Source organism: Micrococcus sp. NPDC078436, assembly GCF_040702705.1.
Taxonomy (GTDB): Bacteria; Actinomycetota; Actinomycetes; order Actinomycetales; family Micrococcaceae; genus Micrococcus.
This window is the reverse complement of sequence record NZ_JBFBLX010000002.1, coordinates 87,481-111,939: the sequence shown is the minus strand read 5'-3', so window position 1 is coordinate 111,939 and position 24,459 is coordinate 87,481. Positions and strand designations below refer to the sequence as shown.

Here is a 24,459-nt window from a genome sequence, read left to right as displayed (position 1 = left end):
CCCATGACCCCGCTGCGCAGGAATCACGACTCCGGCCACCAGGACCCCCGCCACGGGGGCCGTCCCGAGGGCCCTGACGCCCGCACCGGGCACCGCACCGTGGACGCGGCCGCCACCCTGGGCGGCTCCCTCGTGCGCGCCGGCTTCTACCCGGAGCTCGTGGCCCACGCGATCGCCCAGGAGCTCGAGGGGCGCGCCGTGCTGGCGCACCTGGTGCACGTGGACACGCACTTCGACTACGACGAGATCCACCGGCACATCACCGTGCTGGTCCTCGCCGCGGACGTGCTGCTCGCCGTCCACCTCGACGACCATGCCGCCGACCCGGAGGGCCAGGCCGTGCTGGCCCAGGTGTCCACCGAGCTGGTCCCGCTGACGGCGATCGCCTCCGTCCTGCTCACCACGGGCCACGCCGATCCGGCCCGCTTCCACCCCTCGGACCCGGTGGCCGAGGTGACGCTGGGCGTGCAGTGGGCCGGAGGCCAGCGCCTGGACCTGCAGCCGGCCGGCTGCGCCGATCCGCAGTGCGAGGAGGACCACGGCTACACCGGGACCGCAGCACGGGAGGACCTCGTGATCCGCGTGGCGGCCGACGCCGAGGGCCAGGCCGCCGTGGACGGCGCCGTCGTCTTCGCCCGCGCCCTGCGCCGCGCCCACCTCCGGGCGGCCGCGTGACGGGGGAGTCGGCCCCCACCTCCCCGCAGGCGCCGGGCGGCCCGGCCGTCCCCGCCGGCGTCGTCCCGCCCGAGCGTGCCCTGCGCTCCGTGCTGGTCTCCGCGGCGGCCGCCCTCGGGGTGGAGGGGATGACCAACGCGCTCGGCCTGCCGTCCACGCGGCGCGTCGTCGTGGCCCTCGTGGACGGGCTGGGCCGTGCCCATCTCCGGCGCTTCGGCGGACACGCGCCCACGCTCCGCGCGGCGATGGCGGACGGCGGACGCGTGCTCCAGGCGGCCGTGCCCACCACCACCGCCGCCTCGCTCACGAGCCTCGGCACGGGCCTGGAGGTCGGGGAGCACGGGATCGCCGGCTACGACGTCCTGGACCCGGAGCGCGGCGTGGTGGTCAACCAGCTCGGCGGCTGGGACGAGGCCACGGACCCGCTGGCCTGGCAGCCGCACGCCACCGTGCTCGAGCGCGCGGCCGCGGCCGGCGTGGACACGGTCACGGTCTCCTTGCCGGCCTTCGAGCACTCGGCGCTGACCCGCGCGGGCCTGCGCGGCGGCCGCTTCGTGGCGGGGAGGGGACTGCTCGCGCGCGCCCAGCACGCCGAGCGCGTCCTGAAGGACGCCCGCGAGCCCACCCTCGTGTACGTCTACGCGAACGAGCTGGACAAGGCCGGCCACCGCCACGGCGTGGGATCGCCGCAGTGGCTGCACGCCCTCGAGGAGGTCGACTCCGCCCTGCGCCGCCTCCTCGCGCGCGTCCCCGCGGGCACCGTGGTCCTCGCCACGGGCGACCACGGCATGGTGGACGTGCCCGCCTCCCGGCGCGTGGACTACGCCGCGCTCGACGACGGGGGCGCGCTGCTCGATCCCGCGCTGCTGGCCGGGGTGGCGCACACCGCGGGGGAGCCGCGTCTCGTGCAGCTGCACTTCCGCCCCGACGCGGACGAGGCGGTGCGCGAAAGCACCCGTGCCGCGTGGTTCGAGCGGTACGGGGCGCACGCCTGGGTGCTCACCCGGGAGGAGGCGGTGGCGGCCGGATGGTTCGGGGAGCGCGTGGAGGAGCGCGTCCGCGGCCGCATCGGGGACCTGCTGATCGCCGTCCACGGGGACCTCGCGCTCTACGACGGTCGCCGCGTGGAGCCGACCGCCTTCGCGATGGTCGGGCAGCACGGGGCGCCCACGCGCGCCGAGCGCGAGGTCCCGCTGCTGACCTGGGTGCCCTGAGCGGACCCGCCTCGGCGAGGCGCGGCTCAGTCGCCCTTGCGGCCGAAGACGATGTCGTCCCAGCTGGGCACCGACGCGCGGCGCGAGGCCGAGCGGGAGCGGGGCCGCGGCGTGGGGGCGGGCATCGCGGGACGGCCCGGGGCAGGGGTCGACTCCGGCGTTCCGGCGCTCGCCTCGGCCTCGATCTCTGCGGTCTCAGGCTCGGCGACCTCCGCGTCATCCCGGTCGTCGGCGACGTCGGCCGTGGCGGCGCGGACCTGGGCGACCTCGTCCTGGGCGCGGCTGACCTCGCGGTCCACCTCGGCCTCGGTCACCTCGGACGACGCGGCGTCGTGCGCCCCCGGTGCGCGGCGGGCGCCCGCCGCCTCCGCCGCGGGATCCGGGAGGGACGGGCGCAGGGGCGTCGGGGCCGCGGTCCGGCGCTCCGCCGCGTCGCGGGCGATCAGGTGGGCCAGGGCGTCGTCCGAGGCGACGTCCGCGCCCACGCGCTGCCCGCGGCGGGCCCGGAGGATCTCCAGGAGGTCGGCGTCGGGGTCGGCCGCGGGGGTGTGGGCGCCCAGCGGGGTCACCGCCGCCTCCGCGTCGTCCACCGGAGCGTCAGGACGGCGGCCCGCCGCCGCGGGGGCGTCCGCATCGGCGGCCTCGGCGTCGGTCTCGGAGGACGGGGTCCGCGGAGCCGGCGGCTCGGGGAACACGTCCCACGCCTCGGCATCGGAGAGCATCCGGGCCCACGCGTTCTGCGGGTCCAGGTGCCGCCCCACCGGGCGGAACGTCCACCGCGCGGGCGGCTCCTCCGTGGTGGGCCGGGTGCGCAGGCCGGTCGCCGCGAACTGCGCGGTCACGGTCCACTCCCCGGAGGGCTCGCGCCATGCGTCCCACTCGAGTCCGCCCGCGGGGGCGCCCAGCTCGCGCAGCCGATGCTCGGCGAGCTCGCCCAGGGTGCTGGGCCCGCCGTCCTCGATCGCATCGGTGTACAGATCGGGGCCGCCGACCCAGATCTCCGTGCCGCGCGCCTGCTGCGCCACGTAGCCGCGCTCCGCGAGGACGGGGAAGCCGTAGCTGCGGATGCGGGCGAAGGGGTTGCCGCTCTCGCGGGCCACCTGCTCCACCGAAGCGCCCGCACGGATGCGCTGCTGGATCTCCCGCGGCGAGAGCGGCGGGGCCTCCTGGGAGGCCGCGGCGCGCACGTCCTCCTGGTCGGCCAGGGGAGCGGTGGGCGTGCCGGACGCGGTGCGGCGCTCGCCCTGCGCGGCGGGGCGGACCGCGGAAGAGCGGGTCATGGAGGGGCGCGGCGCGGCGGGCTCGCCCGGCGTCAGACGCGCTTCCACGGGGGACGCGGCGGGCTCAGGGGAGCCCGTGAGGGCGGACGTGGCGGTGAGCGGGGCCGCAGACGGGGCGCCGGCGGTCGGCGGCAGGGGCGCGTGGGAGGCCGCCTCCGGCTGGAGGGGAGGCGTGATGCGCGGCGCCAGGGGGCTGGGGCCGGTGCGGCGGGGCGGCTGCGCCTCCTCCTCGGAATCGGGGCCGCCGGTGACCTCGTCGCCGGACGCGTCGTCGGGGCTCTGCTCGTCGGTGCCCTGCTCGTCCCCCCGCGGGGCGTCCTGCGCGGGCTGCTCCTGAGGCTCGGCGTCCTCCTGCTCCGTGCCCTCGAGCACGAGGCGGCGCAGGTAGACGGAGAGGGGGAGGGAGTGCTCCTGCCCGTCCGCGTCGGCCAGGCGCAGTGCCCGGCCGTCCTCGGTGGGTCCGGTCAGTCGCAGCTCTGCCATGGCGGTGGTCCCTCCCACATCGTTCTCGACCGGTCCGCGGCGTGTCCGCGGGCGCGGGCGAGGACGGCGCGGCCGGCGTCGGGCCTCTGCTGATCCTAGCGGTCCGGCCGCGGGGAGCCGCGGTGCGAGCGCGGCCCGCGGCCATTTGGTTCCCGGCGGCCCGTGGTGCACAATCTACGCGCAACGGCGCAGGATGACGGCGGGCGCTCCCCTCGGGGGTCCCGATCCGCTGCCCGCACCGGCATCGGTCCCGATGCCGTACCCCCACCAGCGGAGCGTGAGAACCACACCATGGCCACGGACTACGATGCCCCTCGCAAGAACGAGGAAGAGCTCGGCCAGAATTCCATCGAGGAGCTGAAGGCGCGTCGCACCGACACGCAGTCGGCCGTCGTGGACGAGGACGAGACCGAGGCGGCGGAGGGATTCGAGCTGCCGGGGGCGGACCTCTCCGGCGAGGAGCTCATGGTGCGGGTCCTGCCCGCGCAGTCCGACGAGTTCACGTGCGCCTCGTGCTTCCTGGTGCGCCACCGCTCGCAGGCCGCGCGCGAGAAGAACGGCGAGCTCTACTGCACCGACTGCGAGGGCTGAGCCCTCACCCGTCCTCGGCGGCCATGCGGCCGCCGAGGACCGCCACGAGCTCCTCCGGCCGGCGGGTGCTCGTGAGCCAGTACGGCGTCCGGTCCCGCTCGTCCGTGATCTGGACGCGCACGACGGGGGAGATCCACCCGCGCACCGTCACGTAGGCCAGTCCGTGCAGGTGCGGCCCGCGCTGCTGCCGCGCCGACTCGCCGCGATGTCCCGTCACCGCGCCGATGTGACGCCGCTCGATGCTCGCGCGGCCCACCTGCAGCGTCCGCTCGCGCACCGTGATCCGGGGGGTTCCGGTGATCAGCAGGAGTGCCTCGATCCCGAAGAAGACGGCCGCGGCGATCAGCCCCACGACGATGTCGATCGGCGCGAACACCAGGATGGCCAGTCCCGCGAGCATGAGGGCCACGATCCACACGCCCGGTGACGGGGAGAGCCGCTCCTCGTAGACCACCGGGTCCGGGCCGCCGGCCACCGCGGGGGCGGGCTCGGCGGAGAGGGGGCGGGCGGCGTCATCGTGGGGCTCCTGCATGTCCTCCAGCTTCCCACATCCGGCCGCCCGGGGGCCCCGACGCGGCTCGGGTAGAGTCCTGCCACGTGAGTGACCCCGCCGAGCTTCCCGTGCCCCTGCGCGTCCTCGATCCTGACCTGCCGCCCCCCGCGTACGCCCAGGACGGCGACGCCGGCGCGGACCTGCGCACCACGGTGGACGTGACGCTCGCCCCGGGGGAGCGGGCCCTCGTCCCCACCGGCGTGGCGATCGCGCTGCCCCAGGGGTACGCCGGCTTCGTGCACCCCCGCTCCGGCCTGGCGGTCCGCCACGGCCTGGGCGTCGTGAACGCCCCCGGCACCATCGACGCCGGGTACCGCGGCGAGATCATGGTGCCGCTCATCAACCACGATCCGGCGGAGCCCCTCACCCTGCACCGCGGGGACCGGGTGGCCCAGCTCGTGGTCCAGGCGGTGGTCCAGGCACGCTTCGAGCCGGTGGACGCCCTGCCGGACTCCGTGCGCGGCACGGCCGGATTCGGATCCACGGGCGGATTCGGCGCGGGCACCACCGCGCCGGCCGCCGACGTCGACACTCCCGGGAGGACCTCGTGATCTTCGGACGCAACCGCACCGCGCGCCACGAGCAGGTGACCCTGCCCGAGCATCTGCTCGACGAGCGCGACCTCGCCGTGGCCGCGGCCGCCGGCGACGCCGCCCGGGAGGCCGAGCGCGGCCCCCACGACGTGACGGCCCGCCCGTCCGCCATCGGGTACATCGACCTGGGCGCGCTGCGCGTGCGCGCCGTCCAGGGCATGAAGCTGCGGCTCGACCTCGAGGACGCCACGCGGCGCATCGTGGCCGTCACCGTGACCGTGGGCGGCTCCGCGCTGCAGATCCAGGCCTTCTCCGCGCCGCGCGCCGCCGGACTGTGGGACGACCTGCGCGCGGAGCTCGTGGACGCCCTGGGCTCCTCCCCGGGCGCCCACGTGCAGGAGCAGGTCGGCGCCTTCGGCCCCGAGCTGCTCACCCGCATCCCCGCCGAGATGCCGGACGGCTCGCCGGGCTGGAACGTGGCCCGCTTCGTGGGCGTGGACGGCCCCCGCTGGTTCGTGCGCGGCGTGTTCCACGGCGAGGCCGCCTTCCGGCCCGACGCCGCCGGACCGCTCGAGCAGGTCTTCTCCGACCTCGTCGTGGTCCGCGGCGAGGGGCCCCTGCCTCCCCGGGAGCTGCTGCCCCTGCACGCCCCGGCCAACGCCCAGCCCGTGCAGCGCCGCCGCCGTCCGGCCGAGGGCACCGAGACCGCACCGACGGCGCCGTCCGGCGAGCAGCCGGCCGGGGGCGCGCCCCTGCCGGAGCGCGGCCCGGAGATCACGGAGACCCGGTGAGCCCCGCGACCGCGCCGGTGGCGGTCCTGCCGCCTCCCGCCGGGATGGTGGACCGCCTCGGCGTGGTGGTCGCCGTGACCATCCCCGGCGCCGACGACGCCACCGTGTTCCGCGCGGAGCTCGCCACGCGGCTCCCGGAGCCCGGACGGGCCGAGCCGCTCGCCGTCATCCGGCTGGTGTGGCACGGGCGGCGTCGCGTGCCCGGCGTGATGCCGGGGGAGTGGCTGCGCATCCGCGGCCGCGTCGTGGAGATCGACGGCGTTCCCACGCTGCACAATCCCGAGTTCGACCTCGTGGACGGCCCGACGGCCGTCCGATGACGCAGGAGGCACCCATGAACCGGCCCGCGACCCGCCGCGACCCCGGCGCGCCGGACCCCGCCGCCGCCCTCGGCCGCGGCGCGAGGCTCGACGAGCACGGCCGCCTGGACCCCCTGGCCAGCGTCGGCGGCTGGCGGGGGATCGTGGAGGCGTCCCTGCCCACGTTCGTCTTCATGGTCGGGTACGTGCTCACCCAGCAGGTGTGGCCCTCGGGCGTGGCCGCCGCGGGCGTGGCCGTCCTCATGGGCGTGGTCCGGCTCGCGCAGCGCCAGTCGCCCGCGCAGGTCCTGGCCGGGCTCGTCGTCGTCGTGCTCTCGGTGGCGGTGGCCCTGACCACGGGGCAGGCCCGGGACTACTACCTCTGGGGCTTCATCACGAACGCCGGCTACGGCCTCGCGTTCCTCGTCTCGATCCTCGCGGGCTGGCCCGTGGTGGGCCTGATCCTCGGCCTCGTGCGCGGGGAGGGGACCGCTTGGCGTGCGGACCCCCGCCGCCGGCGCGCCTACGCGGCGGCCACGTGGGTGATGGTGGCCGTCTTCGCGCTGCGGCTGGGCGTGCAGGTGCCGCTCTACCTCGCGGACGCGGCGACGGCCCTGGGCGTGGCCCGTCTCGTGATGGGTCTGCCGCTCTACGCGCTGGGGCTCTGGCTGGCCTGGTCCGTGAGCGCGCCCTCGCCGGGCTCGCCCGAGGAGGAGCCCGGTCCGGCCGGCGCCGCCGCCGTCGACCCGGCGTCCTCACGCTGAGGCGCCGCGGCCTCCCCGACCAGGAGACGCCGCAGGGCCGTCTCGGCCGCGGCGGAGACGAGCAGGAACAGCTCGTCTCCGGCCTCGAGGACCTCATCCGGGGTGGCGGCGCGCGGCGTCCGGTCCCGCACGACGGCCACGAGCGGGGCCTCCGCCGGCCAGGACACCGTCCCGACGCGACGGCCGACGAGCCAGTGCGACGCCGGGACGCGGAACTCGGTGAGCGCCGTGCCGCCCGCCTCGAGGCGCAGCAGGCGCACGAGGTCGCCGGTCTCCACGGCCTCCTCCACGAGCGCCGTCATGATGGACGGGGTGGACACGGCCACGTCCACGCCCCAGGACTCGTCGAAGAGCCAGTCGTTGCGGGGGTTGTTCACGCGGGCGACGGTGCGCTGCACCCCGAACTCGCTGCGGCCGAGCAGGGAGACCACGAGGTTGGCGCGGTCGTCGCCCGTGGCGGCCACGAGGACGTCCGCCTCGAGCGCCCCGGCCTCGCCGAGCATGACGAGGTCGGTCGCGTCCCCCACGAGGGAGCGGGCACGGCCGACGTCGGCGCGCCGGACGACCTCCGGGCGCAGGTCCACCACGGTCACGGCGTGCCCGTGGGCGCACAGCTCCCGTGCGACCGAGGCGCCCACGGCGCCGGCCCCTGCGATGACGACCCTCATGACCGCTCCTCCTCGTCCTCGTCCGGCTCACGGGCCTCGCCCTGCAGTGCGGCCTCGACCGCGTCCCGCCGGTCCACGGGGTACACGCCGTGCACGACGTCGCCCTCCTGCAGGCGCTCTACGCCCGCCGGGAGCATCCCCTCGCCGAAGCGGGTCAGGTAGGCCACGCGGATCCCGGTCATCGACTCGACCTCGGCCAGGCGCCGCCCCCACCACGAGGGGTGGGGGACGAGCTCCGTGATGATCAGGCGGCCGGAGGGGTCGCGCTGCTCCGCGTCCGCGGCGCCGGCGGGCAGGAGGCGGTGCAGCACCTGCTCCGCGGTCCACTGGATGGAGGCCACCGTGGGCACGCCGAGGCGCTGGTACACCCGCGCGCGCTCGGCATCGTAGATGCGCGCCACCACGTGGTCCACGTGGAAGGTCTCGCGGGCCACGCGCGCGGCGATGATGTTGGTGCCGTCGTCCGCCGTCACGGCCGCCAGGCCCTGGGCCTTCTCGGTCCCGGCGCGGCGCAGCACGTCGCGGTCGAAGCCGATGCCCGCCACGAACTCGCCCGAGAAGTCCGCGGGGAGGCCGTCCTCCGCGCGGGCGTCCCGGTCCACCACGGCCACGGAGTGGCCCGCGGCGTCCAGGGTGGCCGCGAGGCGTGAACCCACGCGGCCGCCGCCGACGATGACGTAGTGAGCCATGGCCTGTTCGTCCCCTTCCGGATCGGTGCGGGCGGCGCCCGCCCGGGGACCATCCTCGCACCGCCCCGGGCGCCCGCGGGAACGGGCGGGGCATGGCGGTGCGGGGCGGGGGTACCGTGGTGCGGTGACGACGCTGTCAGCGACCCTCCGCCGGGCACTGCTGGGACGACCCGTGGCCTCCACGGACGCCGCCGCCCCGCGCATGCCCCGGTGGCGCGCCCTCCCCGTGACCTCCGCCAACGCGCTCTCCTCCCTGGCCTACGCCCCGGACGAGATCATCCTGACCCTCGTGGCCTCGGGCACCGCCGCCCTCGCGCTCGGGCCCCTCGTGGGCTGGGCCGTCGTCGCGGTCATGGTGCTCATCGTCGCCTCGTTCCGGGCTGCCGTGGTGGCGGTGCCGCACGGGGGCATCTACCGCATGGCGCGCACCAAGCTGGGACCGCGCGCCGGGGTGCTCGCCTCGGCCGCCCTCCTGCTGGACTTCGTCTTCACCGCCGCCGTGTCCCTCGCGGCCTTCGCCCACTACGCCGCCGCCCTCGTGCCCTCGCTCGCGGAGCACCGCATGGCGGTGGCGTGCACGGCCCTGGGCCTCGTGCTGCTCCTGGCCCTGCGCGGATCGGACCGTGGCCGGGGCCGGCGCATCCTGCCGCTCGTGGTGGCCGCCTTCGTGCTCCTGCTGGCGGGCATGGTGGGGGTGGGCCTGTGGCAGGACGCGGGGGGCACCCTGGGCCAGGCCGTGACCGCTGGACACACGGTGGACGGGTCCGGCGCCGGGCCCGTCGGCGCGGTGGCCACGGCCCTGCTGGCCCTGCGCGCCTTCAGCGCGGGCTCGGTCCTGCTCACGGGCGTGGAGGTCCCCGTCTCGGCCGCCCGCACGGTGGCGCATCCGGCCGTGCCCACCGTCCGCTGGCTCCTCACGATGATGGCCGCCGCCGTGGCGGCACTCACGGTCGGCGTCATGCACCTGGCCCACCGCACGGGCACCGTGGTGGCCCTGGACCCGGCCTCCCTGCGCGGCCCGGACGGCGCGCCGCTGCCCGAGGGCGCCGCGGCCCCGCCCGTGATCGCCCAGCTCGCGGCCGCCGTCTTCGGACCGGGGAGCCCGCTGGCCGTGCTCACCATCGCGGCCACCGCGCTCCTGCTGCTCTTCGCCGCGAAGTCCGCGTTCCGCTCCTTCCCGGCCCTGACCTCCCGGCTCGCCGACGACGGCTACCTCCCGCGGCAGATGCGCGTGCGCGGCGACCGCCTGGTCCACACGTGGGGCGTCGTGGCCCTCGGTGCCGCCGCGGCGATCCTGCTGCTCGTCTTCCGCGCCCAGACCGCCCTGCTCGTCCAGCTGTACGTGATCGGCGTCCTGCTGGCCTTCACGCTCGCCCAGACGGGGATGCTGCGGCTGTGGCGCCGCCGGCTCGCGCACACCCCGGGCACGCGCGCCCGCGCCGCGGTGCGCCTGCGCCTCGGCATCACCGCCGTCGCGCTGGGCGTCACCGCGCTCGCCGGCGTCGTCGTGCTCGTGACGCGCTTCACGCAGGGGGCGTGGGTGGCGCTGCTCACGATCGTCGTGGGTGCGCTGGTCATGGGCCGGATCCACCGGCACTACGCCGCGGTGGGCCGCGAGCTCACGCCGGACGCCCACGACGACGCCCGTGCCCTGCCCTCGAGGGTGCACGTCGTCGTCGTGGTCTCCACCCTGAACAGGCCGGCGCTGCGGGCCATCGCGTACGCCCGCGCGACCCGCCCCTCGTCCCTGGAGGCCGTGGTGGTGGACGCGGACCGCGCGGTGACGGAGCGGGTGATCGACGACTGGGACCGCGCCCGCATGCCGCTGCCGCTCACCGTGGTGGCCTCTCCCTATCGCGACACGGTGGTGCCGCTCGTGCGGCACCTGCGCGAGCGCCGGCGCCTCTCCCCGCGGGACCTGACCATGGTGTTCATCCCCGAGTACGTGGTGCGGCCGGGATGGCGGACGCTGCTGCACAACCGCACGGCCACGCGGCAGAAGAACCGCCTGCAGCGGGAGGCGGGAGTGATGGTGGGCTCGGTGCCGTGGCAGATCCGCGAGGGCGAAGAGCCGAGACCGCGTTCCGCGGCGAATCTGCGAGAATGATGGGACCAGTCGACGCCCGGTGCAAGGTCTGCGGCGCGCTGCTTCGCGAGAGGAGTCATCATGGCCGTCACTGACGCCACCACGGACATCACCGAGGTCGGGAGGATCATCGAGGTCGAGGCCGGGCAGATGGCGCACGGCGGCCACTGCGTCGCGCGCCACGAGGGACGTGTCGTGTTCGTCCGGCACGCGATGCCGGGGGAGAAGGTCAGGGTCGCCCTGACCGAGTGCGACCCGGGAGCGCGGTTCTGGCGCGGGGACGCCGTCGAGGTCCTTCGGCCCTCCGAGTTCCGCCGCATCCACCAGTGGAAGCTCGCGGACGTCATGCGCGCGCACGCCTCGGGCCGGCCCCCCGTGGGCGGCGCCGAGTTCGGCCACATCGTGGTGCCGCACCAGCGCCGCCTCAAGGCCCAGGTCTTCCGCGACACGGTCGCCCGGATCGCCGGCGTGACCCTCGACCCCGAGGTCTGCTTCGCGGGCGAGGAGGATGAGCCCACGGGCCAGCACTGGCGCACGCGCACCGCGTTCGCGGTGACCCCGCAGGGCCACATCGCGATGCATGCGCACCGCTCCACCACCCTCCTTCCCGTGCGCAACATGCCGCTGGGCGTGCCGGCCCTGGACGCCCTGGCCCTGTGGGACTGGGACTTCACGGGGGCGGCCCGCGTGGACGTGGCCACCCCGGCCAACGGCTCGCAGCCGCTGGTGCTCGTGACGCCCACCCCGCAGACCGCGGCGGACGAGGCCAAGCTCGGCCGACTGCGCACCCGCATCCGGCAGACCGCGAACGCCTCCGCCGTCCAGGTGTCCACCGGCCTCGCCATGCCCGGTCCCAAGCGCCACTCGCCCGTCACCGTGGAGCGCATCACGGGCCGCACGTGGGTCTCGGAGACCGTGAGGACGGAGCGCGGCGGCGAGCGCCGCTTCCGCGTCACGGGCGACGGCTTCTGGCAGGTCCACCAGCACGCTCCGGCCACCCTCGTGGACGCCGTGCTCGAGGACGCGCAGGCGCAGCCCGGCCAGATGGTGGCCGACCTCTACGCCGGCGCGGGGCTGTTCAGCGCCTTCCTCGCCGACGCGGTGGGCCCCGAGGGCCGCGTCTACTCCGTCGAGGCCTCGCGCGGCGCGTCGAAGGACGCCCGCCGGAACCTGCTCGGCGCCGAGCAGGCGATCGTGCTCAACGGCCCCACGGACAAGGTCCTGGGCAGCTGGCTCAAGCACCCGGAGCGCGCGGTGGCCGACGGCGGCCTGGCCGACGCGGCCGTGGACACCGTGGTGCTCGACCCGCCGCGCTCCGGCGCGGGCCGCAGGGCCGTGGAGCGGATCCTCGCCCTCCGCCCGGGCCGCATCGTGTACGTCTCGTGCGACCCGGCCTCCTTCGCGCGCGACCTCGCGTGGCTGCGCGAGGGCGGCTACGATGTGGAGCGCGCCCGCGTGTTCGACCTCTACCCGGACACCCACCACCTGGAGTCCGTGACCGTGCTGCGCCCGGCCGCGGACCTCGTGGCCGCGCCGGCCGTCGTGGAGACCCCCGCCGCCGAGTGACCCGCCGGACCCCACGGGGGCGTGCGACGACGGACGCCGTCGTCGCACGCCCCCGTCACGTCCGCGGCCGCAGTGTGTCGCCACACAGGGGAAGAGAGCCCCGGGGCGGGGCGGGCACGCGGTAGGCTGGGCGGCAGTGCGGCGCCTGTGATTCAGGTGACGGCCCTGTGAGGACCGTCACGGACGAGGACCCGGCGCCGACCCCCACTGGACGAGTGCCCGGGACGAACCCGGGCGGGAATAGGAGTCCTCCCGTGACCACTGTTGACAGCTTCGGGTCGAAGGGCGTCCTCGACGTCGCCGGCGCCGAGTACGAGATCTTCCGCCTCAACGCGGTGGAGGGCGCTGAGAAGCTGCCCTACTCCCTCAAGGTGCTGCTGGAGAACCTGCTGCGCACCGAGGACGGTGCCAACGTCACCGCCGAGCAGATCAGGGCCCTGGCCTCGTGGGATCCCTCCGCGCAGCCGGACACCGAGATCCAGTTCACCCCCGCCCGCGTCATCATGCAGGACTTCACCGGCGTGCCCTGCGTCGTGGACCTGGCCACCATGCGCGAGGCCATCAAGGACCTCGGCGGCGATCCCGCCCGCGTGAACCCGCTCTCCCCGGCCGAGCTGGTCATCGACCACTCGGTGCAGATCGACGTGTTCGGCAACGACCAGGCGGTCGAGCGCAACATGGAGATCGAGTACGAGCGCAACGGCGAGCGCTACAAGTTCCTGCGCTGGGGCCAGACCGCGTTCGACGACTTCAAGGTCGTCCCCCCGGGCATGGGGATCGTCCACCAGGTCAACATCGAGCACCTGGCCCGCACCGTCATGACCCGCGAGGTCGACGGCGTGCTGCGCGCCTACCCCGACTCCTGCGTCGGCACCGACTCGCACACCACCATGGTCAACGGCCTGGGCGTGCTGGGCTGGGGCGTGGGCGGCATCGAGGCCGAGGCCGCGATGCTCGGCCAGCCGGTCTCCATGCTCATCCCGCGCGTCGTGGGCTTCAAGCTGACCGGCTCCATCCCGGCCGGCGCCACCGCCACCGACGTGGTGCTGACGATCACCGAGATGCTGCGCCAGCACGGCGTGGTGGGCAAGTTCGTGGAGTTCTACGGCGAGGGCGTCGGCTCCGTGCCGCTGGCCAACCGCGCCACCATCGGCAACATGTCCCCGGAGTTCGGCTCCACGGCCGCGATCTTCCCGATCGACGACGTGACGCTCGAGTACCTGCGCCTCACCGGCCGCTCCGAGGAGCAGGTCGCCCTCGTGGAGGCCTACACCAAGGAGCAGGGGATGTGGCACGACCCCTCCACCGAGGTCGCCTACTCGGAGTACCTCGAGCTGGACCTCTCCACGGTGGTCCCCTCGATCTCCGGCCCCAAGCGCCCGCAGGACCGCATCGTCCTCTCCGACTCCAAGGAGACGTTCCGCAAGGACCTGCACAACTACGCCACGGACGACGAGGCAGGCGAGGGCCGTCCCTCCAAGCTCGTGGACGTGTCCATGGAGGACGGCCGCCGGTTCCAGCTGGACCACGGCGCCGTGTCGATCGCCTCGATCACCTCATGCACCAACACCTCGAACCCCTCCGTGATGATGGCCGCGGGCGTGCTGGCCCGCAACGCGCTGGCCAAGGGCCTGACCTCCAAGCCGTGGGTGAAGACCTCCGTGGCCCCGGGCTCCCGCGTCGTGACCGACTACTACGAGAAGTCGGGCCTGCGCGAGTCCCTCAACGGCCTCGGCTTCAACGTGGTCGGCTACGGCTGCACCACCTGCATCGGCAACTCGGGCCCGCTCGAGCAGGAGATCTCCGAGGCGATCCAGGAGAACGACCTCTCCGTGACCGCGGTGCTCTCCGGCAACCGCAACTTCGAGGGCCGCATCAACCCGGACGTGAAGATGAACTACCTCGCGTCCCCGCCGCTCGTGGTGGCCTACGCGCTGGCCGGCACCATGGACTTCGACTTCGAGAACGAGGCCCTGGGCCAGGACGCGGACGGCAACGACGTGTTCCTGAAGGACATCTGGCCGGACCCCACCGAGGTCCAGAAGATCATCGACGAGTCGATCGACACCGAGATGTTCACGAACCAGTACGGCACCATCTTCGACGGCGACGAGCGCTGGCAGTCCCTCGAGACCCCCACCGGCGACACGTTCGCCTGGGACGCGGCCTCCACCTACGTCCGCAAGCCCCCGTACTTCGAGGGCATGCAGGCGCAGCCGGAGCCGGTGGAGGACATCGCCGGTGCCCGCGTGCTGCTGAAGCTGGGCGACTCGGTCACCACCGACCACATCTCCCCGGCGGGCTCGTTCAAGTCGGACACCCCGGCGGGCCGCTACCTGCTGGAGAACGGCGTGGAGCGCAAGGACTTCAACTCGTACGGCTCGCGCCGCGGCAACCACGAGGTGATGATCCGCGGCACCTTCGCGAACATCCGCATCAAGAACCAGCTCCTGGACGGCATCGAGGGCGGCTTCACCCGCGACTTCTCCCAGGACGGCGCCCCGCAGGCCTACGTGTACGACGCGGCGCAGAACTACGCCGCCGCGGGCACCCCGCTGGTGGTGCTGGGCGGCAAGGAGTACGGCTCCGGCTCGTCCCGTGACTGGGCCGCGAAGGGCACCGCGCTCCTGGGCGTGAAGGCCGTCATCGCGGAGTCCTTCGAGCGCATCCACCGCTCGAACCTCATCGGCATGGGCGTGCTCCCGCTGCAGTTCCCGTCCGGCGAGTCCGCGGACTCCCTGGGCCTCTCCGGCACCGAGACCTTCGACATCGCCGGGGTGACGGAGCTCAACGAGGGCCACACGCCGAAGACCCTGAAGGTCACCGCCACCGGCGACGACGGCAAGGTCACCGAGTTCGACGCGGTCCTGCGCATCGACACCCCCGGTGAGGCCGACTACTACCGCAACGGCGGCATCCTGCAGTACGTGCTGCGCCAGATGGTCGCCAAGGCCTGATCCGCGCACGGGCCCCGTTCGCGGGGCCGCCCGACGCCGGCCCGTCGCCTCCCACGCGGAGGCGGCGGGCCGGCGTCGTCCTCGGCCTACGCGCCCGCGCGCGGGGAGCGGAGTACCCTGGACGGACTATGAACGAGCCGTCCCGCGCCAGCCGCCCCCAGGACACCGGTGCACCCCTGCTGCCCCAGATCACGTCTCCGGAGGCCCTCGAGGGCCTCTCCGAGGAGGAGCTGACGCGGCTGGCGGCGGAGATCCGCGCGTTCCTCATCGCCCACGTCTCCCAGACGGGCGGCCACCTCGGCCCCAACCTCGGCGTGGTGGAGCTGACGCTCGCCGTGCACCGCGTGTTCTCCTCCCCGCGGGACGCGGTCATCTTCGACACGGGCCACCAGTCCTACGTGCACAAGCTGCTCACGGGGCGCCAGGACTTCACCACGCTGCGGCAGCAGGGCGGCCTGTCCGGCTACGGCGACCGCGCCGAGTCCGAGCACGACGTCGTCGAGTCCTCGCACGCCTCCTCCTCCCTCTCCTGGGCCGACGGGATCGCCCGTGCGTGGTGGCAGACGGGCCAGCGGGACCGCACCGTGGTCGCGGTGATCGGGGACGGCGCCCTCACCGGCGGCATGGCCTGGGAGGCGATCAACAACATCGCCGGCGATCGCAACCGGCGCGTGGTGATCGTGGTGAACGACAACGGCCGCTCGTACGCCCCCACCGTGGGCGGCCTGGCCGACCACCTCGGCGGGCTGCGCCGCGGAGTGCTGGACAAGGTCCGCACGCACCGGCGCTACGAGCAGACCCTGGACTACATGAAGCGCCGCCTGCAGGAGGGCGGCACGGCGGGCCACCTCCTCTACCGCCCGCTGCACGCGGCGAAGAAGGGCCTCAAGGACCTCTGGGCGCCGCAGGGCCTGTTCGAGGACCTGGGCATGAAGTACATCGGCCCCGTCGACGGGCACGACGTGGAGGCCATGGAGGAGGCCCTCGAGGACGCCCGCGCCTACGGCGGACCCGTGATCGTGCACGCCATGACCGAGAAGGGCCACGGCTATGCGCCGGCCGTGGCGAACGAGGCGGACCAGTTCCACGCGATCGGCCGGATCGACCCGTCCACGGGCGAGCCCGTCACCTCCGACACGGCGCAGTCCTGGACCAACGTGTTCGGCGAGGAGATGGTGGACATCGCCCGCGAGCGCCCGGACGTCGTGGCCATCACGGCCGCCATGATGAACCCGGTGGGCCTGGCGCCCATGGCCCTGGAGTTCCCGGACCGCGTGTTCGACGTCGGCATCGCGGAGCAGCACGCCGTCACCTCCGCGGCGGGCATGGCCTTCGGCGGCCTGCACCCCGTGGTGGCCGTGTACGCCACGTTCCTCAACCGCGCGTTCGACCAGGTGCTCATGGACGTGGGCCTGCACCGCGCCGGGGTGACGTTCGTGCTGGACCGCGCCGGCGTGACCGGCCCGGACGGCCCGAGCCACCACGGCATGTGGGACCTCGCCCTGCTGCAGACCGTGCCGGGGCTGCGGATCGCGGCCCCGCGCGACGCCGAGACCCTGCGCGAGGAGCTGCGCGAGGCCGTGGCGGTGAGCGACGCGCCCACCGTGGTGCGCTTCGCGAAGGGCTCGGTGGGCGAGCCCGTGCGCGCCCTCGAGCGCCTCGAGGACGGCACGGACGTGCTCTCCCGGATCGGCCCGGCCGCCCACGAGGACGACGCCGACCGCGACGTGCTGATCGTGGCCGTCGGCGCGATGGCCGAGCTCGGGCTCGACGTCGCGCAGCGCCTGAGCCGCCAGGGCATCACCGCCACCGTCGTGGATCCCCGGTGGGTCCTGCCGGTGGCCGGGTCCGTGATCCGCCTGGCCGCGCGCCACCGGATCGTGGTGTGCCTCGAGGACGGCGTCCGCGCCGGCGGCGTGGGCTCCCGCATCCGCCAGGAGATGCGTGCCGCGGGCGTGGACACCGCCCTGAACGAGGTCGGCCTGCCCGTCGAGTTCCTCGCCCACGGCACGCGCGCCGAGGTGCTGGACCGCGTCGGCCTGACCGCCCAGCGCATCGCGCAGGACACCGTGGCCCAGGTGCTGGGCGCCAAGGTGCCGTATGCGCGGCCCGTGTCCGGCGCCGTGCCGGAGTCCGGCATGCCCGGCGTGGCCCCGTCCAGCCCCGAGGACGCGCGGCGCACGTCCGATCGCTGAGCGCCGGCCGCCGTCGTCGCCCTCCCCACCCACTGACCCCCGACGCCAGGAGCACCCCATGAGCATCGTCCGCCTGTACCGCGACGTCACCGCCGAGGACGGCACGCGCCGCTTCGAGTACCGCGAGGCGTGGTGCGAGCCCGGCTCCGGGCAGTTCACCGTGCACCACGGCCGCGTCGGCGCGGTCGGCACGGTGGGGGACCAGCCCGTGGCCGACGACGCCGAGGGCGAGGAGCTGCTGGCCGCCTTCGTGGCGCAGGGCCGCGAGGAGGGCTTCGCCGAGCTCGACGACGACGCCCTGACCACGCTGTCCGTGACCTACCGCCTGCGGGGGCGGACGAGCACGCCGATCGAGGCTCAGCACGCGGACGCCCTGCGCTCGGAGATCACCCACCAGCTCGCGTGGCGCGGTCTCGGCGACGTCGAGGACGTCGCGGAGGAGGAGGGCCGGCTCGTGCTCATCGTCCGCACGCCCCACGCCGCCAAGGCCGAGGCGGAGATCCCGGCCGCCGCCAAGCGCGCGCACGGCGTCCAGCCGAACAAGGTGGAGGTGCACCGCGGGGACCTGCGCCCGGCGGACGCCTCGGCCCGTGGTGAGGCGGACGCGGAGGCGGACGCCGACGTCGTGGACGCTGCGGCCGAGACCCGGGAGGCCTGAGCGATGCGCACCGTGCGACTGGGCCGCTCCGGCCTCACCGTCTCCGTGGTCGGGCTGGGCTGCAACAACCTGGGCCGTCCCGGCACCGCCACGATGGAGCAGGCGGGCACCGACGCCGTCGTCGGCGCCGCGCTGGATGCGGGCATCACCTTCTTCGACGTCGCCGACATCTACGGCGCCGAGCCCGGCCTCTCCGAGGAGCGCCTCGGCAGCGCCCTGGGCTCCCGCCGCGACGAGGTGGTGCTGGGCACCAAGTTCGGCATGGAGATGGGCGGGGCGAACGGGCCCGACGGCGGCGCCCGCGGTTCGCGCGCGTACATCGTCAGGGCGGTGGAGGCGTCGCTGCGCCGGCTCGGCACCGAGTGGATCGACCTGTACCAGTTCCACACGCCCGATCCCGGCACGCCGATCGACGAGACGCTGCGGGCGCTCGACGACCTCGTGCGGGCGGGCAAGGTCCGCTACGTCGGGCACTCGAACCGCACCGGCTGGCAGATCGCGCAGGCCGAGTACGTGGCGCGCGAGCTCGGCACCGAGCGGTTCGTCTCAGCGCAGAACCACTACAACCTCCTGGACCGCCGCGCCGAGCTGGAGGTCGTCCCCGCGGCCGCGGAGTTCGGCCTGGGCGTGCTGCCCTACTTCCCGCTGGCCAACGGCCTGCTGACGGGGAAGTACTCGCAGGGTGCGGCGCCCAAGGGCTCACGGCTCTCCCACGTGCGGCAGCACATGGTGGACGAGGCGGACCTGGAGCAGCTGGCCGCGTTCGGGGCGTTCGCGCGCGAGCACGGCATCACCGAGGTGCAGGCGGCCATCGGCTGGCTCGCCGCGCAGGGGCCGGTGGCGTCCGTGATCGCGGGGGCCACGCGTCCCGAGCAGGTCGCCGAGAACGCGAAGGCCTCCGACTGGGAGCCCACGGCCGAGGACCTCGCGGAGCTCGACGCGCTCTTCCCGGGCCCGGAGAAGGTGGCGCTGTTCTGATGCCCCTCGTGCCCTCGCCGGCCGAGATGGCCCTGGGGTGGAGCGTGTCCCTGACCGCGGGGGCGATCTGGGTGGGCGGGCTCGTCTCGCTCGCGCGCGGCCCCCTCGACCACCGGGCCCGCCTGCCGTGGGTCGTGTCCATGCTGATCCTGCCGGTGCTCGGGGCGCTCATCTGGTTCTGGTGGCGGCACCGCTACTACCCGGCGCGGCGGCGTGAGCAGCCCGGCTGGGACCCCAACCGGCGCGAGGTCGCGGCGCTGCCGCCGTCGCGGGGCAGCCGCACGCCCGCGCCCAGCCGGCGGGGCCGGCCCGATCCGTACGCCGGTCACGCCGCCCCGGAGGGACTGCTGCCGCGCCGACGCTTCGGCATGGAGGAGTTCGCCGCGCCGGCAGGCCCCGGGCGGGAGCGCGGCGACGACGTCTGATCTCCCAGGACTCGCCGCGCCGCTCGGTTCCGGGCGTGCGCGTGCTCAGAGCTTGACGACCACCTGGTCGCCGTCGATGGCGGCCTCGTAGTCCATGAGGGGCTGGCGCGCGGGGCCGCCGAAGGGCTTGCCGGTCTCCACGTCGAAGTGGGAGCCGTGGCACGGGCACGCGTAGGCCGTCCCCTCGGGGCGGTCCACCACCTGGAGCAGGCAGCCCTGGTGCGTGCACACGTTCGAGTACGCGGTCACCGTGGACTCGTCCACGCGGTGCATCAGCAGCGTGCGGCCCTCCACCTCCACGGACGTCGTGGCGCCCACGGGCAGCTCCGAGACGGCGAGGGCGGGCGTCCTGGCGGCGCCGACGTAGTGGTCCTGCGCCGTGTCCTCCGCGCGGATCTCATCCGTGCAGCCGGAGAGGACGAGGGAGCCGGCACCCACGGCGGCGACGGCGGCGCCGCGGCCGAGCACGGTGCGGCGGGTGGTGCCGGGCTGGGCGTCCTGGGGGGCGCAGTGGCCGCAGCAGCCGGTCTCGGCGGCGGGGGCGGGCTGGGAAGAGCGGGTGTCCTGCGTGGTCATACCCCCATTGTTCCACTCGGCGGACCGGGCGCCTCCCCGCGTGCGGTGCGCGGGGGAGGGTGAGAGGATCGTGAGTCGACCCGCCGTCGTCGTGCGTGAGAGCGCGGCGAGACCGACCGAGACCAGGAGACCCGCCGTGGCCGAGACCGCCCGCCCCGCCTTCGACCTGACCCCGTTCGAGCGCTGGGAGGCCGTGACCCTGCGCGGGGAGCACGTGGGCTTCCTGTTCCGGCGGCTCGCCGAGGGCGTGCTCACCTCCCGCATGGGCTTCGCCCCCACCGCGGTGCAGCGCGCGGCGACCCCGGACCTGCCGGAGCGGTTCTTCGCGCAGAGCCAGGTGGCCTTCACCGACGACGGGGCGACGTGGGTTTGGACGTCCTATGAGGACTCCGCCACGGAGCAGCGCGTGCGGATCGAGCGCGAGCGCGCGGGGCTGGGGGAGGACGTCGTGCCCTCCTACGCGGAGCACCTGCTGATGGGACCCGCGGCCGAGGCGGCGCTCACGTTCGTGCGGCTCGAGGAGGCATCCCCGCTGCAGGGGCCGGTGCGCATGCCGGAGGCGACGCTGCGGCCGGCCGGCGGCGATGCCGGTGCGGGGGCCGAGGGCGGCGTGCGGGTGGACGTGGTGAGCGAGGGCGTGGTGATCGGCTCGCATCACGTGCGCGAGGGCGCCGTGACGGCCTCGGACTGGGGTGGCGGGACGGCGTCCGCGCCGGTGGCCGGCAGGGACGAGGCGCTCGCCGGGCTGGGCGCGCAGCTGGTGACGTTCGCCGGACTGCCGGTGGAGTGAGGCGGGGCGGGCACCAGCGCCGCCAGGGGCATGACCTGCCACCCGGCCAGCGCCCATCCGACGCCGAACGTGCTCGCCCTCGTGCCGCCGCTGCCGCGGGAGCGGTACGCCGGCGGCCCCGCCACCCTTCCGCGGTGACGGGGCCGCCGGTGCCGGGATGCCGGCCTCAGCCGTGGAAGCGCGTCCCGTTGACCCGCTCGGACGCGCCCGAGTCGTCGAGGTACCGCGTGATGCCGCCCAGGTGCAGCGGCCAGCCGGCGCCCAGGATCATGCACAGGTCCACGTCCTCGGGGGCGGCCACCACCTTCTCCTCCAGCAGCAGGCCGATCTCCTCGGCCAGGGCGTCCTCCACGCGGTGCAGCAGCTCCTCGGCCGTCTGCGGGGCGTCGCCCTGCTCGAGCAGCGCGGCGGTCGCGGCCGGGATCTCCTCGCCCGTCGCGCCGGCGGCCTCCTCGCTCTCGGCGCCGCCGCGCACGTCCTTGGCCCAGATCGCCGTCTTGCCGGCGTCGATGAGGCGCTGGAGGTTCGCGGACACCGGGAAACGATCGGCCCCGAACGCCGTGTTCAAGGACTCCGAGACGTGCTGCGCCACGGGGATGCCCACCATCGCCAGGAGCGTGAACGGGGTCATCGGCAGGGCCAGCTCGTCCAGGGCGTGGTCGGCGGTGTGCGCGTCCGTGCCCGCGTCGAACGAGTTCTGCACCTCGCCCATCATCCGCAGCAGCACGCGGTTGACCACGAAGGCCGCCGCGTCGTTGACGAGCACGCCGGTCTTGCGGAGGCGGCGGGCCAGCTCGAACGCGGTGGCCACGGCCTCGTCCGAGGTCTCGGCCACGCGGACGATCTCGATGAGCGGCATCTGGGCCACCGGGTTGAAGAAGTGGAAGCCCACGAGGCGCTCCGGGTTCTGGAGCACCTCGGCCATCGCGGCCACGGACAGGCTGGAGGTGTTGGTCGCCAGGATCGCGTCCGGGCGCACGATGCCCTCCAGCTCGCGGAACACCGCGCGCTTGACCTCGAGCTCCTCGAACACGGCCTCGATGACGACGTCGGCGTCCGCGTAGACGGACTTGTCCGTGTCCGCGGTGATGAGCCCGGCGAGCGCCTCGCCCTGCTCCGCGCTCATCCGGCCCTTGGCCACCTGCTTCTCGATCTGCCCCTGCACGCCGGCGAGGCCGCGCTCGACGCGCTCGGCGTCCATGTCCGTCATCACGACGGGCACCCCGAGCTGCTGCGCGAACACCAGGGCCAGCTGACCGGCCATCAGGCCCGCACCGACCACGCCGACCTTGCGGACCTCGCGGGCCTGGTCCGCGCCGGGATCGCCCGCCGGCCTCTTCGCACGGCGCTGGACGACGTCCAGGAACGCGTACACGGTGCGGCGGAACTCGGGGGAGCCGATGAGCTCCTGGAGCGCCTCGGCCTCGTGCTCGGCCGACTCCTCGCGCGTGCGCGTGCGGGCACCGACGAACAGCCCCTCGATGTGGCGGCGCGCCGGGAGGTGGCGCCCCGGGCGCGAGGCCTGGAGCTGCTCGAGCGCCGCGAGCGCGCGCTCCCATGCTGCGTCGGAGACGTCGCGGCCGTGGTGCTCGGACTGCGCCTCCTCGGTCTGGCCCTCGCCCGTGAGGATGCGCGCGGCGAACGCCAGGCCGGCCTCCAGCAGGTCGCCCTCGGCCACCGCGTCCATGAGCCCCAGCTCGTACGCGGCCTTCGCGTCCAGGGTCCGGTTGTTGTCCAGCGGGTTCTTCACCAGGACGCCGACGGCGGCCTCGGGGCCGATCAGGTGCGGCACGCGCCACACGCCGGACCAGCCGGGCACGAGGCCCAGCCGGACCTCGGGCAGTCCGAAGCCCTTGGCGCCCGCGGCCACCACGCGGTGCTCGGCCGCGAGGGCGAGCTCGAGCCCGCCGCCGAGCGCCGTCCCGTTGACGAAGGCGAAGGTCCGGGCGGGGAACGCGTCGAGCCGGTCGTAGGCGGCGTGGCCGAGCCGGGCCAGGTCGCGGCCGATGCCCGCCTGCGGGTCCCCGGCGTCCTCGATGCCCGCGATCAGCGAGAGGTCGGCGCCGGCGGCGAAGGTGCCCTCCGTGCCGGTGACCGCCAGGGCCTGGATCTCGCCGGCCTCGGCCCGCGCGGCCTGGGCGTCCAGGGCGCGGGCGAGCCCCAGCAACGAGGCCGGGCCCAGCGTCGCCGGCCGCTTCGGGCCCTGGCCGTTGTCCAGGGTGAGGAGGGCGAGGGTGCCCACGCCGCCGGGCAGCGCGTGGTCGGTGACCTCGATGTGGGTGACGACCTCGTCCGGGGTGATTCCGGGCAGGTGGCCGAAGGCGTCCAGGGGAGCGGGGCGTTGTGTCATGGCTCTCACTCTAACCGTGACGCGCCGTCCCAGGAACGCCGCTCAGTCCTCCACGGGGTCCGGATCCAGCAGGGCCACGGTCAGGACCGCGGCCACGCTCTCCACCTGCCACGGCCGCGCCCCGCGCTCGCGGAGGGCGTCCTCCACGGACTCGGGGGTGAGCGGCGTGGGCGGCTCCCAGCAGATCCGGCGCAGCGTGTCCGGGGTGAGCAGGTTCTCGGTGGGCATGTCGAGCTGCTCCGCGCGGCGGGCCACGCGCGCCTTCGCGGTCTTGAGCCTCCGGTCGGCGAGCGGGTCGCGATCGCGCCACGCCCGCGGCGGCGGCGGGGCGTCCCCGCCGCGCACGTGCAGGGGCGGGGCTGCGCCGTCGGCGGCGTCCTCGAGCCCGGCGCGGATCGCGGCGATCCAGCGGGGCGCCTCCCGGGACGCGGAGCGGCCATGGAAGCCGGAGGTGTCCCGCAGCGCGGGGACTGTGCGGGGCTGCGCGGTGGCGGCGGCCACCAGCGAGCGGTCGGGGATGAGCCGGCCGGGGGCGACGTCCCGGTGTCGGGCCAGCTCCTCGCGGGCCTCCCACAGGCGGCGCAGCACGGCCAGCTGTGCGGGTCGGCGCAGGCTGTGCGAGCCGGAAGTGCGGCGCCACGGGTCCGTGCGCGGGGCGGGCGGGGGCGCCAGCCGGGCGGCCTCGAACTCCTGGCGCGCCCACTCCGTCTTGCCCTGCTCCTCCAGCAGCGCGGCGAGCGCGTCCCTCAGCGGCACGAGCAGCTCGACGTCGAGGGCCGCGTAGGCCAGCCAGCCCTCGGGCAGCGGCCGGGTGGACCAGTCCGCCGCCGAGTGCTCCTTGGCCAGGGTGACCCCGAGCATCGCCTCCAGGACGGCGGCCAGGCCCACGCGGGGCAGCCCGGCCAGGCGGGCGGCCAGCTCCGTGTCGAACAGGGCGTCCGGGCGCAGCCCCTGCTCGGCCAGGCAGGGCAGGTCCTGGCTGGCCGCGTGGAGGACCCACTCGACCCCGCTCAGGGCCTCGGCCAGCGGCTCCAGGCCGTCGAAGGCCTCCGGGTCCACGAGCCAGATGCCCGCGCCCGCGCGCTTGAGCTGCACGAGCATCGCGCGCTGGCCGTAGCGGATGCCGGAGGCGCGCTCGGCGTCCACGGCCACCGGTCCGGTGCCCGCCGCGATGGCGCGGGCGCAGGCCTCGAGCCCGGCGGGGGTGTCGGTCACATGCGGGGTCCCGTCCTCGGGCTCGGTGATGAGCCGGGGCGCGGGGGCCTCCCCGGCGGCCTCGTCGGGGGACGGCTGTCCCGGTGCGGACGCGGCCTGGGTCATGGAGTGCTCCTGCTGGTG

22 protein-coding genes are annotated in these 24,459 nt (G+C 75.2%); 15 read left to right on the top strand and 7 right to left on the bottom strand.

Annotated elements, in window-relative coordinates; all coding sequences use genetic code 11:
* Positions 1-3: 3 nt before the first annotated feature.
* Together AB0302_RS02150 and AB0302_RS02145 are read left to right on the top strand one after the other, a co-directional pair.
* Entirely contained in the window at positions 4-675 is a 672-nt protein-coding gene (locus AB0302_RS02150; RefSeq protein WP_248115656.1) for a DUF5998 family protein, read from the top strand.
* Positions 672-1,889, top strand: coding sequence for a nucleotide pyrophosphatase/phosphodiesterase family protein (locus AB0302_RS02145; protein WP_366370391.1), 1,218 nt, complete (start codon positions 672-674; stop codon positions 1,887-1,889). The genes AB0302_RS02150 and AB0302_RS02145 overlap by 4 nt, the downstream gene beginning before the upstream one ends.
* A 26-nt stretch (positions 1,890-1,915) precedes the next feature.
* Here the strand turns inward: AB0302_RS02145 and sepH are convergent, their stop codons facing one another.
* On the bottom strand, positions 1,916-3,652 hold the full coding sequence (sepH, locus tag AB0302_RS02140; RefSeq protein ID WP_366370390.1) for a septation protein SepH: 1,737 nt from the start codon (positions 3,650-3,652) through the stop codon (positions 1,916-1,918).
* Positions 3,653-3,943: 291 nt separating this feature from the next.
* Between sepH and AB0302_RS02135 the strand changes: the two genes are divergently transcribed.
* Positions 3,944-4,243: a DUF4193 domain-containing protein gene (locus AB0302_RS02135; protein WP_248115653.1), complete on the top strand. Its 300-nt coding sequence runs from the start codon at positions 3,944-3,946 to the stop codon at positions 4,241-4,243.
* Positions 4,244-4,247: 4 nt separating this feature from the next.
* On the opposite strand, the gene AB0302_RS02130 is transcribed toward AB0302_RS02135, so the two are convergent.
* Positions 4,248-4,775 (bottom strand): DUF3093 domain-containing protein, encoded by a 528-nt coding sequence (locus tag AB0302_RS02130; RefSeq protein WP_319076176.1) that lies wholly within the window; start codon positions 4,773-4,775, stop codon positions 4,248-4,250.
* Between the two features lie 65 nt (positions 4,776-4,840).
* On the opposite strand from AB0302_RS02130, the gene dut reads away from it, so the two are divergent.
* From dut to AB0302_RS02110, 4 genes are read left to right on the top strand one after another with little or no spacing between them, the layout of a single operon-like run.
* Positions 4,841-5,347, top strand: a complete 507-nt coding sequence (gene dut, locus AB0302_RS02125; RefSeq protein ID WP_248115651.1) for a dUTP diphosphatase — start codon at positions 4,841-4,843, stop codon at positions 5,345-5,347.
* Positions 5,344-6,120 (top strand): DUF3710 domain-containing protein, encoded by a 777-nt coding sequence (locus tag AB0302_RS02120; RefSeq protein ID WP_366370389.1) that lies wholly within the window; start codon positions 5,344-5,346, stop codon positions 6,118-6,120. Before dut ends, AB0302_RS02120 begins: the two co-directional genes overlap by 4 nt.
* Entirely contained in the window at positions 6,117-6,440 is a 324-nt protein-coding gene (locus AB0302_RS02115) for a hypothetical protein (protein WP_248115649.1), read from the top strand. Before AB0302_RS02120 ends, AB0302_RS02115 begins: the two co-directional genes overlap by 4 nt.
* A gap of 14 nt (positions 6,441-6,454) precedes the next feature.
* Complete coding sequence (locus AB0302_RS02110) at positions 6,455-7,183, top strand: DUF3159 domain-containing protein (protein ID WP_366370388.1); 729 nt, start codon at positions 6,455-6,457, stop codon at positions 7,181-7,183.
* On the opposite strand, the gene AB0302_RS02105 is transcribed toward AB0302_RS02110, so the two are convergent.
* Positions 7,069-7,851, bottom strand: a complete 783-nt coding sequence (locus AB0302_RS02105) for a TrkA family potassium uptake protein (protein WP_248115647.1) — start codon at positions 7,849-7,851, stop codon at positions 7,069-7,071. The two genes, AB0302_RS02110 and AB0302_RS02105, sit on opposite strands and share 115 nt — an antisense overlap.
* Positions 7,848-8,540, bottom strand: a complete 693-nt coding sequence (locus AB0302_RS02100) for a TrkA family potassium uptake protein (protein ID WP_248115646.1) — start codon at positions 8,538-8,540, stop codon at positions 7,848-7,850. The genes AB0302_RS02105 and AB0302_RS02100 overlap by 4 nt, the downstream gene beginning before the upstream one ends.
* Before the next feature lie 124 nt (positions 8,541-8,664).
* Between AB0302_RS02100 and AB0302_RS02095 the strand changes: the two genes are divergently transcribed.
* From AB0302_RS02095 to AB0302_RS02065, 7 genes are all read left to right on the top strand, one after another.
* Positions 8,665-10,647: an amino acid permease gene (locus tag AB0302_RS02095; RefSeq protein WP_366370387.1), complete on the top strand. Its 1,983-nt coding sequence runs from the start codon at positions 8,665-8,667 to the stop codon at positions 10,645-10,647.
* Between the two features lie 60 nt (positions 10,648-10,707).
* On the top strand, positions 10,708-12,192 hold the full coding sequence (locus AB0302_RS02090) for a TRAM domain-containing protein (RefSeq protein WP_366370386.1): 1,485 nt from the start codon (positions 10,708-10,710) through the stop codon (positions 12,190-12,192).
* A gap of 254 nt (positions 12,193-12,446) precedes the next feature.
* Complete coding sequence (acnA, locus tag AB0302_RS02085) at positions 12,447-15,149, top strand: aconitate hydratase AcnA (protein WP_366370385.1); 2,703 nt, start codon at positions 12,447-12,449, stop codon at positions 15,147-15,149.
* Between the two features lie 128 nt (positions 15,150-15,277).
* Positions 15,278-17,344: a 1-deoxy-D-xylulose-5-phosphate synthase gene (gene dxs, locus AB0302_RS02080; RefSeq protein ID WP_366370384.1), complete on the top strand. Its 2,067-nt coding sequence runs from the start codon at positions 15,278-15,280 to the stop codon at positions 17,342-17,344.
* A gap of 58 nt (positions 17,345-17,402) precedes the next feature.
* The gene (locus AB0302_RS02075) at positions 17,403-18,002 is read left to right on the top strand and encodes a hypothetical protein (RefSeq protein ID WP_319074186.1); all 600 of its coding nucleotides are present in this window, start codon (positions 17,403-17,405) and stop codon (positions 18,000-18,002) included.
* Positions 18,003-18,005: 3 nt separating this feature from the next.
* Positions 18,006-18,980, top strand: a complete 975-nt coding sequence (locus tag AB0302_RS02070) for an aldo/keto reductase (protein ID WP_366370383.1) — start codon at positions 18,006-18,008, stop codon at positions 18,978-18,980.
* Positions 18,980-19,405: a PLD nuclease N-terminal domain-containing protein gene (locus AB0302_RS02065; protein ID WP_248115639.1), complete on the top strand. Its 426-nt coding sequence runs from the start codon at positions 18,980-18,982 to the stop codon at positions 19,403-19,405. Before AB0302_RS02070 ends, AB0302_RS02065 begins: the two co-directional genes overlap by 1 nt.
* A gap of 45 nt (positions 19,406-19,450) precedes the next feature.
* On the opposite strand, the gene AB0302_RS02060 is transcribed toward AB0302_RS02065, so the two are convergent.
* Positions 19,451-19,981, bottom strand: a complete 531-nt coding sequence (locus AB0302_RS02060) for a Rieske (2Fe-2S) protein (RefSeq protein WP_248115638.1) — start codon at positions 19,979-19,981, stop codon at positions 19,451-19,453.
* A 136-nt stretch (positions 19,982-20,117) separates the two neighbouring features.
* Between AB0302_RS02060 and AB0302_RS02055 the strand changes: the two genes are divergently transcribed.
* Positions 20,118-20,771, top strand: a complete 654-nt coding sequence (locus AB0302_RS02055; RefSeq protein WP_366370382.1) for a hypothetical protein — start codon at positions 20,118-20,120, stop codon at positions 20,769-20,771.
* A 166-nt stretch (positions 20,772-20,937) separates the two neighbouring features.
* On the opposite strand, the gene AB0302_RS02050 is transcribed toward AB0302_RS02055, so the two are convergent.
* Positions 20,938-23,121 (bottom strand): 3-hydroxyacyl-CoA dehydrogenase NAD-binding domain-containing protein, encoded by a 2,184-nt coding sequence (locus AB0302_RS02050; RefSeq protein WP_366370381.1) that lies wholly within the window; start codon positions 23,119-23,121, stop codon positions 20,938-20,940.
* Between the two features lie 42 nt (positions 23,122-23,163).
* The gene (locus AB0302_RS02045; protein WP_366370380.1) at positions 23,164-24,441 is read right to left on the bottom strand and encodes a ribonuclease D; all 1,278 of its coding nucleotides are present in this window, start codon (positions 24,439-24,441) and stop codon (positions 23,164-23,166) included.
* Between the last annotated feature and the right edge of the window lie 18 nt (positions 24,442-24,459).

What these genes read in the sequence shown, in the direction of transcription:
- AB0302_RS02135 (WP_248115653.1), top strand. Translation starts at nt 3,944, where the DNA reads ATGGCCACGGACTACGATGCCCCTCGCAAGAACGAGGAAGAGCTCGGC.
- AB0302_RS02130 (WP_319076176.1), bottom strand. Translation starts at nt 4,775, where the DNA reads ATGCAGGAGCCCCACGATGACGCCGCCCGCCCCCTCTCCGCCGAGCCC.
- AB0302_RS02150 (WP_248115656.1), top strand. Translation starts at nt 4, where the DNA reads ATGACCCCGCTGCGCAGGAATCACGACTCCGGCCACCAGGACCCCCGC.
- AB0302_RS02105 (WP_248115647.1), bottom strand. Translation starts at nt 7,851, where the DNA reads ATGAGGGTCGTCATCGCAGGGGCCGGCGCCGTGGGCGCCTCGGTCGCA.
- AB0302_RS02050 (WP_366370381.1), bottom strand. Translation starts at nt 23,121, where the DNA reads ATGACACAACGCCCCGCTCCCCTGGACGCCTTCGGCCACCTGCCCGGA.
- AB0302_RS02070 (WP_366370383.1), top strand. Translation starts at nt 18,006, where the DNA reads ATGCGCACCGTGCGACTGGGCCGCTCCGGCCTCACCGTCTCCGTGGTC.
- AB0302_RS02110 (WP_366370388.1), top strand. Translation starts at nt 6,455, where the DNA reads ATGAACCGGCCCGCGACCCGCCGCGACCCCGGCGCGCCGGACCCCGCC.
- sepH (WP_366370390.1), bottom strand. Translation starts at nt 3,652, where the DNA reads ATGGCAGAGCTGCGACTGACCGGACCCACCGAGGACGGCCGGGCACTG.
- AB0302_RS02090 (WP_366370386.1), top strand. Translation starts at nt 10,708, where the DNA reads ATGGCCGTCACTGACGCCACCACGGACATCACCGAGGTCGGGAGGATC.
- AB0302_RS02075 (WP_319074186.1), top strand. Translation starts at nt 17,403, where the DNA reads ATGAGCATCGTCCGCCTGTACCGCGACGTCACCGCCGAGGACGGCACG.
- dxs (WP_366370384.1), top strand. Translation starts at nt 15,278, where the DNA reads ATGAACGAGCCGTCCCGCGCCAGCCGCCCCCAGGACACCGGTGCACCC.
- AB0302_RS02100 (WP_248115646.1), bottom strand. Translation starts at nt 8,540, where the DNA reads ATGGCTCACTACGTCATCGTCGGCGGCGGCCGCGTGGGTTCACGCCTC.
- AB0302_RS02065 (WP_248115639.1), top strand. Translation starts at nt 18,980, where the DNA reads ATGCCCCTCGTGCCCTCGCCGGCCGAGATGGCCCTGGGGTGGAGCGTG.
- AB0302_RS02045 (WP_366370380.1), bottom strand. Translation starts at nt 24,441, where the DNA reads ATGACCCAGGCCGCGTCCGCACCGGGACAGCCGTCCCCCGACGAGGCC.
- AB0302_RS02060 (WP_248115638.1), bottom strand. Translation starts at nt 19,981, where the DNA reads ATGACCACGCAGGACACCCGCTCTTCCCAGCCCGCCCCCGCCGCCGAG.